The 11,031-nt window shown below is 68.6% G+C and carries 11 protein-coding genes and 1 tRNA gene; 8 read left to right on the top strand and 4 right to left on the bottom strand.

Translation table 11 applies throughout. The features are described 5' to 3' along the window. Positions 1-31 precede the first annotated feature (31 nt). Positions 32-112 (top strand): SHOCT domain-containing protein, encoded by an 81-nt coding sequence (locus AC1DYN_RS29580; protein ID WP_477965879.1) that lies wholly within the window; start codon positions 32-34, stop codon positions 110-112. 102 nt (positions 113-214) lie between these two features. After that, positions 215-475 carry a hypothetical protein gene (locus AC1DYN_RS29585; protein WP_477965865.1) on the top strand — a complete coding sequence of 87 codons (261 nt, stop codon included), beginning with the start codon at positions 215-217 and terminating at the stop codon, positions 473-475. Between the two features lie 270 nt (positions 476-745). Here AC1DYN_RS29585 and AC1DYN_RS29590 read toward each other — a convergent pair whose 3' ends face one another. After that, positions 746-2,149 carry a class II fumarate hydratase gene (locus AC1DYN_RS29590; protein ID WP_477965866.1) on the bottom strand — a complete coding sequence of 468 codons (1,404 nt, stop codon included), beginning with the start codon at positions 2,147-2,149 and terminating at the stop codon, positions 746-748. 81 nt (positions 2,150-2,230) lie between these two features. Here AC1DYN_RS29590 and AC1DYN_RS29595 point away from each other — a divergent pair. Together AC1DYN_RS29595 and AC1DYN_RS29600 are read left to right on the top strand one after the other, a co-directional pair. Continuing rightward, positions 2,231-2,322: transfer RNA gene (locus AC1DYN_RS29595), tRNA-Leu, on the top strand. A gap of 99 nt (positions 2,323-2,421) precedes the next feature. After that, positions 2,422-3,579 (top strand): NAD(P)H-dependent flavin oxidoreductase, encoded by a 1,158-nt coding sequence (locus tag AC1DYN_RS29600; protein ID WP_477965867.1) that lies wholly within the window; start codon positions 2,422-2,424, stop codon positions 3,577-3,579. Between the two features lie 27 nt (positions 3,580-3,606). Here the strand turns inward: AC1DYN_RS29600 and AC1DYN_RS29605 are convergent, their stop codons facing one another. After that, positions 3,607-4,254 (bottom strand): FMN-binding negative transcriptional regulator, encoded by a 648-nt coding sequence (locus AC1DYN_RS29605; protein ID WP_477965868.1) that lies wholly within the window; start codon positions 4,252-4,254, stop codon positions 3,607-3,609. A 159-nt stretch (positions 4,255-4,413) separates the two neighbouring features. On the opposite strand from AC1DYN_RS29605, the gene AC1DYN_RS29610 reads away from it, so the two are divergent. Beyond that, positions 4,414-6,063 (top strand): DUF7910 domain-containing protein, encoded by a 1,650-nt coding sequence (locus tag AC1DYN_RS29610; RefSeq protein WP_477965869.1) that lies wholly within the window; start codon positions 4,414-4,416, stop codon positions 6,061-6,063. A 6-nt stretch (positions 6,064-6,069) separates the two neighbouring features. Here the strand turns inward: AC1DYN_RS29610 and murI are convergent, their stop codons facing one another. Beyond that, positions 6,070-6,888: a glutamate racemase gene (gene murI / locus AC1DYN_RS29615; protein ID WP_477965870.1), complete on the bottom strand. Its 819-nt coding sequence runs from the start codon at positions 6,886-6,888 to the stop codon at positions 6,070-6,072. A gap of 158 nt (positions 6,889-7,046) precedes the next feature. On the opposite strand from murI, the gene AC1DYN_RS29620 reads away from it, so the two are divergent. From AC1DYN_RS29620 to AC1DYN_RS29630, 3 genes are all read left to right on the top strand, one after another. Next, the gene (locus AC1DYN_RS29620) at positions 7,047-7,796 is read left to right on the top strand and encodes an electron transfer flavoprotein subunit beta/FixA family protein (RefSeq protein ID WP_477965872.1); all 750 of its coding nucleotides are present in this window, start codon (positions 7,047-7,049) and stop codon (positions 7,794-7,796) included. A gap of 2 nt (positions 7,797-7,798) precedes the next feature. Continuing rightward, positions 7,799-8,731 (top strand): electron transfer flavoprotein subunit alpha/FixB family protein, encoded by a 933-nt coding sequence (locus AC1DYN_RS29625; protein ID WP_477965873.1) that lies wholly within the window; start codon positions 7,799-7,801, stop codon positions 8,729-8,731. Between the two features lie 98 nt (positions 8,732-8,829). Continuing rightward, positions 8,830-10,620, top strand: a complete 1,791-nt coding sequence (locus AC1DYN_RS29630) for an acyl-CoA dehydrogenase (RefSeq protein ID WP_477965875.1) — start codon at positions 8,830-8,832, stop codon at positions 10,618-10,620. Between the two features lie 56 nt (positions 10,621-10,676). Here the strand turns inward: AC1DYN_RS29630 and AC1DYN_RS29635 are convergent. After that, a partial coding sequence (locus AC1DYN_RS29635; RefSeq protein WP_477965877.1) for a TM2 domain-containing protein occupies positions 10,677-11,031 on the bottom strand: 355 nt, incomplete at its 5' end.

The following is an 11,031-nucleotide window of genomic DNA, read 5'->3' on the forward strand; positions in this document are numbered from 1 at the left end:
GGCCGACGAGATCGAGCGCCGCCTGGTCGCGCTGAAGCAGTTGCGCGACAAGGGGCTGATCACGGACGACGAGTACAAGCAGAAGCGCAAGGACATCCTGCAGTCGCTGTGATCCGGGCCCCCCGATGGGGGCCTCAATCGGATGGATGGCGCGAACGGCGCCTCGGGACGATAGTTGCTCTTCGCCGCAAGAGGTGCCGGCGTGGAGCGACAGATGCAGTTCGATCAGCAGTTCAACGAAGGCGATTTCCGGATCTACGTGGCGGCCACCGACAGCGGCCGGGGCCGCGGCTTCACGGCGGCCGTGGTGGTGAGCCGCATCCGCGGCGCGGTCAACACGCCGTGCGAGATCTACCGCGACACCTGCCTGGCCGGCGGGCACCGCTGGATCTCGCGCAACGCGGCCCTGTCCTACGCGGTGTCGGTCGGTCGGGAGATTGCGCACACCGAGCCGGAGCGGCTGGCACGCTGTTGAGGTCGGCATCGAAGCCACCGGCCGAGCGCCGGGCCGCCCCAAGCCGGCCGGCATCCCCTCGGGGGATCGGCGAAAGTACTCTTTCGACGAGGGGCACCATAAAAGAAAAAGCGGACAGTGCATGCACTATCCGCCCGAAGAAGCCGCAGTGTCATTGGGAGGAGGGAGGAGGTAACTGCGGCCCCGTGTCCGTGACTTTATCCCGGCATGCATCCCCAATGTGTAGGACGACACGCCGTTTTGATGCAAGCCATTGTTTCAAGCGATGGGTCAGCCGCCGCCTCCGCCTTCTCCTTCCCCATCGGCCAGGCGCGCCGGGTCCAGCAGGCGCTCGAGTTCAGCGCGGCCGAGCTCGGTTTGTTCGTCGGCCACATCGATGATCGGGCGTCCCTCGCGGTAGGCTTGCTTCGCGATCTCGGCCGCGCGCGCATAGCCGATCAGCGGGTTCAGCGCCGTCACGAGGATGGGGTTGCGCGACAGCGCGGCGCGCAGGCGATCGTCGCGCACCGTGAAGCCGGCGATGGCCTTGTCGGCCAGCAGGCGGCTCGCGCGGGCCAGCAGCTCCAGGCTCTCGACCAGGTTGCGCGCGACCAGCGGCAGCATCACGTTCAGCTCGAAGTTGCCGGACTGGCCGGCGATGGTGATGGCCGCGTCGTTGCCGATGACCTGCGCCGCGACCATGGTCGTGGCCTCCGGGATCACCGGGTTGACCTTGCCCGGCATGATCGACGAGCCCGGCTGCAGCGCCTGCAGCTCGATCTCGCCGAGGCCGGCGAGCGGGCCCGAGTTCATCCAGCGCAGGTCGTTGGCGATCTTCATCAGGCTCGCGGCCAGGCTCTTCAGCTGGCCGGAGACCGACACCGCGGTGTCCTGCGCGCCCATCAGCGCGAAGTAGTCGGTGCCGGGGCGGAAGGCCTGGCGCGTGAGGCCGCTCAGTTCCTCGCAGGCCAGGCGCGCGAAGTCGGGGTGCGCGTTGACGCCGGTGCCGACCGCGGTACCGCCGAGCGCGAGCTGGGCCAGGTCGGCGCGCAGCGCCTCGAGGCGCGCGACCTGCGCATCGACCTGCGCGGCCCAGCCGCCCAGCGCCTGGCTCAGGCGCACCGGCATCGCGTCCATCAGGTGGGTGCGGCCGGTCTTCACATGGCCGTGCACGGTGAGCGCCTTGTCGCGCGTCACGGCCGACAGGTGGCGCAATGCGGGCAGCAACTGGTCGGCCAGCACCACGGCGGCGCTGACGTGGATCGCGCTCGGGATCACGTCGTTGCTGCTCTGGCCGTGGTTCACGTGGTCGTTGGCCGAGACCGGCCGGCCGAGGCGGCGCGTCGCGAGCGTCGCGATCACCTCGTTGGCGTTCATGTTGGAGCTGGTGCCCGAGCCGGTCTGGAAGACGTCGAGCGGGAAGTGGGGCATGAAGTCGCCGTCGAGCAGCTCGCGGCAGGCGGCTTCGATGGCGCCGCCGACATCGGCCTCGAGCTTGCCGAGCCGCACGTTGGCGCGCGCGGCGGCGAGTTTCAGCTGGACCAGTGCGCGGATGAAGGCGGTGGGCAGGCGACCGCCGCTGATCGGGAAGTTCTCGACGGCGCGCTGGGTCTGTGCGCCGTAGAGCGCATCGGCGGGGACGGCGATGTCGCCGAGGCTGTCGTGTTCGAGGCGGGTGGCGGGCGAGGATGGCATGGGGGGCTCGGCAATGGAGGTGCCTGGATCATGGCCGAGGGCGCTCAACCTCGACGCATGCATTGATAATCGCGCCAGCCCGCCCGGGTGGTGAAGCTGGTAGACACAGCGGACTTAAAATCCGCCGCTTCTCGAGAGAGGGCGTACGGGTTCGATCCCCGTCCCGGGCACCACGCGAAGCACTGGCACTCGGTGCAGCTCGTCGTCATTCGTGAGGATGGTGTCGCTGCGCAGCCTGAGCAGAATGGGCGGCTCTCAAGGGGAGCCTCCACATGAACGATGACATCGCGTCGAAACGCCGGCGCCTGCTGCTGTTGTCCGGCCTCGGCGGATCGGCCCTGGCTGCCGGGCCGGCCCGGGCCGAGAACGAGGCAGCGCAGGCCTTCGGTGGACACCACCCGCCGAGCCTGGACACACGCCTCACGCGCGGCTACGGCGTGCGCCATCCCTTCGTCGGGGCCGGCATGGGCTTCGTCGCGCTGCCGTCGCTGGTGGCGGCGGTGTCGAACGCCGGCGGCATCGGCGTGCTGGGCAACGGCATCGAGCCGCCGCCGGGCACGCAGGCGCTGATCCAGTCGATCAAGGCCATGACGGCCCAGCCCTTCGGCGTGGACTTCATCTTCGACGACTCGGCGTTCGGGCCGCTGGTGACGGATGCGCACATCGACGCCTGCGTCGCCGAGCGGGTGCGCCTGGTGGTGTTCCACATGAACGTGCCGCCGCGCGCCTGGATCGACCGGCTGCATGCGGCGGGCGCGCGGGTCTGGATGCAGGTGGCCTCGGTGCAGCAGGCCCTCGAGGCGGCTTCCGCCGGGATGGATGCGGTGATCGCCCAGGGCGCACAAGCGGGCGGGCACAACAAGAGCAGCACGCGCACGCTGAAGCTGCTGCAGCAGGTGGTCCAGGCGGTGCGGCCGTTGATGGTGCTGGCCTCGGGCGGCATCGCCGATGGGCAGGGGGTGGTCGACGCCTTGTCCCACGGGGCCGACGGCGTGTGGGTGGGCACGCGGCTGGTCGCGTCGAGCGAGGCCCATGCGCATCCGGAGTACAAGCGCCGCATCGTCGAAGCCCGCGGGCACGCCACGGTCACGACCACGCTGTTCGGGCCGGAGTACCCCGGGCGGCCGTACCGCGTGCTGCGCAACCGGGTCGTCGATGAATGGGCCGGCCGGGAAGGGCAGGTGCCGAACCCGCCGCCGCCGCCCGCGGTCATCGGCAGCACGCTGCTGTTCCCGCTGACGCTGAAGCAGAACTACAGCATGCCCAAGTTCAGCGCCATCGTGCCGACGCCGGAAACGACCGGAGACTTCGAGGAGATGGGGCTGCCGGCCGGCTCCGACAGCGTGAAGTTCATCAAGCGGGTGCAGCCGGCGGGCGAGATCGTGCGCGAGATGATGGAAGAGGCGCGGGCGCTCATCCGCGCGGCTTGACGGCAGGGCCTGCTTGACGAGCGGCCCTCACGATGCCTCGGGATCGAGGGACTTCTTCACCAGCGCGGCCAGCGCCTGCGCTTCGCCGCCGGGCAGTTGCTGCAAGCCGGCGACGGTTCCCCGCCTGTCCTGCAAGGCCTCGTCCTGGCTGGCCTTGAGCTTGCCTTCGAGGCGATCGATGGGGATCTCGATCCCGACGATGGCGCGCATCATCTTGTCGATGAAGGATGCGGGGGCGTCTTCGATGCGCCACGGTGCGGACTGGCCTGCCTCGTGGGTGCTCGTCAGCCGGTCCAGCATGCCGAGCAGCCAATCCCGGTCGTCGATCGCCCGTGCAATGCCGTGGACATGGGCCACGGCGTAGTTCCAGGTCGGCACGACCTTGCCATCTTCTGCCTTGCTCGGGTACCAGCCCGGCGTGATGTAGCCCTGCGGGCCCTGGAACATCACGATCGAGGCTTTCGTCGCGTCCAGGTCCTGCCACACCTTGTTGGCGCGCGAGACATGCCCGATCAGGGTTCCCGAGGGGCCTTTGCCGCGATCCAGGAAGAACGGGACATGGTTGGCCACCAGGCCGTGCGCGCCCTGGCACACCCAGGCACCCAGCGGATGGGTCTCCACCAGCGAGAGAACGGCCTCGCGGTCGGTGAGTCGATGTTCTTTCCGGATGTACATGAGACCCGGATGCTACACAGCATGCCGCCGACGACCCTGGCCGAGTCCTGGTCCCGAGACTGGAACCGTATCCACTTCTGGTTTCACCCGAAGCAAACAAACACAGACCGCAGGCCATCGACTGCCTAGCATCCGGGCCATCATCGAGCCGGAGCCACCGTGAAACTTTCCCGTCGCGACTTCCTGGGTTCTGCCGCCGCCGGCGCAGCCGCCACCACCTTGCCCCTGGCGCTGTCCGGCCCCGCCCACGCCGCGAGCCCCGCCGGCGACGTGGTCGGCAAGATCACTGTCGGCTACCAGGGCTGGTTCGCCTGTGCCGGCGATGGCGCGCCGATCCGCGGCTGGTGGCACTGGTCCAATGACTGGGGTCGTCCGCCGTCGCCGTCGAACAAGGCCATCAGCGCCTGGCCGGACATGCGCGAGTACGCCGCCGGCTACCGCAGCGACTACGGCAACCTGGGCAACGGCTCGCCGGCCACGCTGTTCTCGTCGTACGACCAGTCCACGGTCAACACGCATTTCCTGTGGATGCAGCAGAACGGCTGCGACACCGCCGCGCTGCAGCGCTTCAACCCGAACGGCGGCGAAGGTGCCACGCGCGACGCGATGGCCACCAAGGTGCGCCTCGCGGCCGAGGCGAGCGGGCGCAAGTTCTACATCATGTACGACGTCAGCGGCTGGGCCAACATGCAGCCCGAGATCAAGGCCGACTGGACCAACAAGATGGCGGCGCTGGTCGCCTCGCCTGCCTATGCGCGGCAGAACGGCCGGCCGGTGGTCGGCATCTGGGGCTTCGGCTTCAACGACAACAACCATCCGTGGCCTGCGGCGGCCTGCCTCGACGTCATCAACTGGTTCAAGGGCCAGGGCTGCTACGTGATGGGCGGTGTGCCCACCTGGTGGCGCACCGGCGCCAGCGACTCGCGGGCCGGCTACCTGGACGTGTACCACGCGTTCAACATGATCTCGCCGTGGATGGTCGGCCGCATCGGCGACGCGGCCGGCTCGGACTGGTTCTACACGAACGCCAACCAGCAGGACCAGGCCGACTGCAACGCGCACGGCATCGACTACCAGCCCTGCGTGCTGCCGGGCGACCTGGGCGCACGCCAGCGCGCGCACGGCGACTTCATGTGGCGCCAGTTCTACAACATGGTGCGGGTGGGCGCGCAGGGCATCTACATCTCGATGTTCGACGAGTACAACGAAGGCAACCAGATCGCCAAGACCGCCGAGACCGCGGCCTTCCTGCCGTCGAACTCGGGCATGCTCGCGCTGGACGAGGACGGCACGCCGTGCTCGGCCGACTACTACCTGCGCCTCACCGCGGACGGCGGGCGCATGCTCAAGCGCGAAATCGCGCTCACGTCGACGCGCCCGACCCGGCCGGTGCTCGGCACCACCCCCCCGACGACCAAGGTCGTGAGCCTGCGGGCCCGCATCAACACCGCCTACGTCTGTGCCGAGAATGCCGGTGCCGGCGCGCTGATCGCCAACCGCCAGGCCATCGGCGGCTGGGAGCAGTTCGACCTGCTGGACGCCGGCGGCGGCAACGTCGCGCTGCGCTCGCATGCGAACGGCCTGCTCGTCTGTGCCGAGAACGGCGGCGCGTCGCAGCTGATCGCCAACCGCACCGCCATCGGCCTGTGGGAGACCTTCCAGCTGATCCGCAATGCCAATGGCAGCGTCACGCTGCGCGCGCTGGTCAACAACCGCTACGTCACGGCCGAGAGCGCGGGCGCCGCACCGCTGATCGCCAACCGCACGGCGATCGGGCCGTGGGAGCAGTTCGACCTCATCGGGGGGTAGCGCGAGTCAGAGGCCGGCCACGGCCTCGACGCGGCAGGCAAAGCCGAGCCAGCTGTTCGCTGCCCGGCGCAGCGTGTCGGGGTCGCCCGTGGTCTGCAGGCGCGCCACGGGAGAGGGCGCGCCTTCGACATCGGCAGCAGCCCACAGCTGTGCCGCGCGGCGCGCGACCGCATCGCTGGTGTCGATGACCTGCACCTGCGCGCCCATCGCCGCAGCGATCAGGTGGCGCACGAAGGGGTAGTGCGTGCAGCCCAGCACCACGGTGTCGACCTGGGCCTCGAGCAGCGGCCGGCACAAGCGCTGCACCGTCTGCACCAGCTCCGGCGCATCCAGCGCGCCGCGTTCGATCAGGTCGACCAGGCCGGGGCAGGGCTGGGCGACGATGTGCACGCCATCGCCCTGGCGCGCCAGCAGCTGCTGGAACTTCGCGCTGCGCAAGGTGCTGGTGGTGGCCATCACCGCGATGCGGCCATTGCGCGTGGCAGCGACCGCCGGTTTGAGGCCCGGCTCGACACCGACGATGGGCAGCGCCGGCCAGCGCGACCGCAGGCTCGCGACCGCGGCCGCCGTCGCGGTGTTGCACGCGACCACGAGCAGCTTCGCGCCGCTCGCGACCAGGTGTTCGCTGATGCGCTGCGAGCGGTCGACGATGTAGGCCTCGCTGCGGTCGCCATACGGCGCGTGCGCCGAATCGGCCACGTAGTGCAGCGCGCTATCGGGCAACTGCGCGCGCAGCGAGCGCAGCACCGACAACCCACCCAGCCCGGAATCGAACACGCCAATGCCATCGACGGGAACAGGGTCGGGATGCATCGGCTCGGGCATGGCGGGGCGCAGTCTAGCAACGCGGGTCGCGCAGGTGACGCGGTTTTGCCCCGAACCTGTGCGACAATCAAAAAAGCACGATCGTTCTATTTTCCGGAGGGCGGTAGACCCGACCACTAGAATCGATCAACCCTATTCGAGTCATCAGGAGCGTGCGCATGAAGGTACTGGTCGCGGTCAAACGCGTTGTCGACTACAACGTGAAGGTGCGGGTCAAGAGCGATGGCAGCGGCGTGGACATCGCCAACGTCAAGATGAGCATGAACCCGTTCGACGAGATCGCCGTCGAAGAGGCCGTGCGGCTGAAGGAGAAGGGCGCGGTCACCGAGGTGATCGCCGTCTCGTTCGGCGTCACGCAATGCCAGGAGACGCTGCGCACCGCGATGGCCATCGGCGCCGACCGCGCGATCCTGGTCGAGACCACCGAAGAACTGCAGCCGCTGGCGGTGGCCAAGCTGCTGAAGGCGCTGGTCGACAAGGAGCAGCCGGGCCTGGTGATCCTGGGCAAGCAGGCRATCGACGACGACTSSAACCAGACCGGCCAGATGCTSGCCGCGCTGGCCGACCTGCCGCAGGCCACCTTCGCGAGCAAGGTCGAGATCGCCGATGGCGCGGCCACCGTCACGCGCGAGGTCGACGGCGGCCTCGAGACGCTGAAGATCACGCTGCCGGCCGTCGTCACCACCGACCTGCGCCTGAACGAGCCGCGCTACGTGACGCTGCCCAACATCATGAAGGCCAAGAAGAAGCCGCTCGAGGTGCTGAAGCCGTCCGACCTGGGCGTGGACGTGRCGCCGCGCCTGAAGACCCTGAAGGTGAGCGAGCCGCCCAAGCGCAGCGCCGGCATCAAGGTGCCCGACGTGGCCACGCTCGTTTCCAAGCTGAAGACCGAAGCCAAGGTGATCTGACCATGACCGCACTCGTGATTGCTGAACACGACAACGCCTCGATCAAGGGCGCCACCCTCAACACCGTGACGGCCGCCGCCCGGTGCGGGGGCGACGTGCACGTGCTGGTCGCCGGCAGCAACGCCGGCGCCGCCGCGCAGGCCGCCGCACAGATCGCCGGCGTGAGCAAGGTGCTGCATGCCGACGCGGCGCACTTCGCGCACGGCCTGGCCGAGAACGTCGCGGCCCAGGTGCTGGCCGTCGCTTCGGCCTACAGCCACATCGTCTTCCCGGCCACCGCCAGCGGCAAGAACATCGCGCCGCGCGTCGCCGCCAAGCTCGACGTCGCGCAGGTGAGCGACGTCACCAAGGTCGACAGCCCCGACACTTTCGAGCGCCCGATCTACGCCGGCAACGCGATCGCCATCGTGCAGAGCGCCGACAAGACCAAGGTGCTGACGGTGCGCACCACCGGCTTCGACCCGGCCGCCGCCACCGGTGGCTCGGCCGCCGTCGAGAGCATCGCCGCCACCGCCGACAGCGGCAAGAGCAGCTTCGTCGGCTCCGAGATCGCGAAGAACGACCGGCCCGAGCTGACCGCCGCGAAGATCATCGTCTCCGGCGGCCGCGCGCTCGGCTCCAGCGACAAGTTCAACGAGGTGCTGACGCCGCTGGCCGACAAGCTGGGCGCCGCGCTCGGCGCGAGCCGCGCCGCCGTCGACGCCGGCTACGCGCCGAACGACTGGCAGGTCGGCCAGACCGGCAAGATCGTCGCGCCGCAGCTGTACATCGCCGCCGGCATCTCCGGCGCGATCCAGCACCTGGCCGGCATGAAGGATTCGAAGGTGATCGTCGCGATCAACAAGGACCCCGAGGCGCCGATCTTCAGCGTGGCCGACTACGGGCTCGAGGCCGATCTGTTCACGGCCGTGCCGGAGCTGGTGAAGGCGCTGTAAACCCGCTGCGCCTGCCCCGCGAGCAGTGCCTGCAAGCCCGTTGGCTCGATCGAATCAACGGGCTTTTCTTTCGCCTGGATGAGAACAAGGAGACAACCATGAGCTACACCGCGCCCGTCAAGGACATGCTGTTCTGCATGAAGGAGCTGGCCGGCCTGGAGGCCGTGGCGCAACTGCCGGGCTTCGAGGACGCCGGGCTGGAGACGGCGCAGGCGGTGCTCGAGGAATGCGCGCGCTTCAACCAGGAGGTGCTGGCGCCGCTGAACTCCGAGGGCGACAGGAACCCGTCGTCGTGGAAGGACGGCCAGGTCACCACGACGCCGGGCTTCAAGCAGGCCTTCCGCCAGTTCGCCGAGGGTGGCTGGCAGGGCCTGCAGCACCCGCTGGATTTCGGCGGGCAGAACCTGCCCAAGACCATCGGCGCGGCCTGCATCGAGATGCTCAACAGCGCCAACATGAGCTTCGCGCTGTGCCCGCTGCTCACCGACGGCGCGATCGAGGCGCTGCTGACGGCCGGCTCGCCCGCGCAGCAGGCGCTGTTCCTGCCGAAGATGATCTCCGGCGAGTGGACCGGCACGATGAACCTGACCGAGCCGCAGGCCGGCTCCGACCTGGCCCTGGTGCGCACGCGCGCCGAGCCGCAGCCCGACGGCACCTACAAGATCTTCGGCACCAAGATCTTCATCACCTACGGCGAGCACGACATGGCGGGCAACATCGTCCACCTGGTGCTGGCCCGCGTGGCCGGCGCGCCGGAGGGCGTGAAGGGCATCAGCCTGTTCCTGGTGCCCAAGTTCCTCGTCAACGCCGATGGCTCGCTCGGTGCGCGCAACGATGCGCACTGCGTCAGCATCGARCACAAGCTGGGCATCAAGGCCAGCCCGACCGCCGTGCTGCAGTTYGGCGACMACGGYGGGGCGRTCGGCACGCTGRTCGGCSARGAAAACCGCGGCCTSGAATACATGTTCATCATGATGAAYGCAGCGCGCTTCGGCGTGGGCATCCAGGGCGTCGGCCTGGCCGAGCATGCGTATCAGGGCGCGGTGGCCTTTGCCAAGGATCGCGTCCAGTCGCGCGACGTGGCCGGCTCGAGTGGTCCGGTGACGATCATCCACCACCCGGACGTGCGCCGCATGCTGATGTCGATGCGTTCGCAGACAGAAGCCGCGCGCGCGCTGGCCTATGTCGGCGCGGCGCTGTCCGACCTGGCCCATCACCATCCGGACGACGCCACGCGCACGGCGAACCTGGCCATCTATGAGTATCTGGTCCCGGTCATCAAGGGCTGGGCGACGGAGATGAGCGAGCAGGTCGCGCGCGACGGCGTGCAGGTGCACGGCGGCATGGGCTTCATCGAAGAAACGGGCGCGGCGCAGCACTACCGCGACGCCAAGATCCTGACCATTTACGAAGGCACGACCGCGATCCAGGCCAATGACCTGGTGGGCCGCAAGACGGTGCGCGATGGCGGCGCCGTGGCCAAGGCGCTGATCGCGCAGATCCGCGATGTCGAGCGTCAGCTGGGCGACGCGCAGAACGCCGATTTCACGGCCATCGCGCAACGCCTGCAAGAAGGCAGCGCGGCGCTCGAGCAGGTGGTCGAGTATGTGGTGGCCAATATCAAGACGGACGTGAAGGCAGTGTTTGCCGGCAGCGTCACGTACCTGAAGCTGGCCGGCATCGTGCTCGGCGGCTGGCAGATGGCGCGCGCGGCGCTGGCGGCGCAGAAGCGGCTGGATGCAGGCGAGGGCGATGCCGCCTTCTACCGCGCCAAGATCGGCACGGCGCGCTTCTTTGCCGATCACATCCTGTCGCAGGCACCCGGGCTGCGCACGTCGATCGTCGATGGCGCGGCGGGCGTGCTGGCGCTGGAGATCGAGCAGTTCTAACGGAATAGTTTGCGCTGGCCGTAACAAAAAAGGCAGCCTGCGGGCTGCCTTTTTTGTCACCCATACGCGCCACTCGTGTACATCACGTCTGACAACCGTGCGATCGTCCCGATCAGCACGGTCGTCGCCACCAGCATGGTGATCACCAGCAGCAACACCAGCACCCAGTTCGAGCGCGTCTGCTGCCCGCTGTGCGCGTTGTATTGGGCGTCCCACTTCTCATCCGGCGTCAGGCCGATCACCAGCGCCTCGACAAAGCCGGCGATGTACGACACCAGCAGCGGCAACACCATGTAGAACGGATGCGGCTTGACCGCGCCATACAGGATTCCCATGACCGGCAGGCAGCACAGGTGCAGCAGGCCGATCCGGTCTGCGCCAGGCTTCAGGTAAAAGCGGTGAATGCCGAAG

This window comes from Rhizobacter sp. P2_D12, from assembly GCF_056404395.1.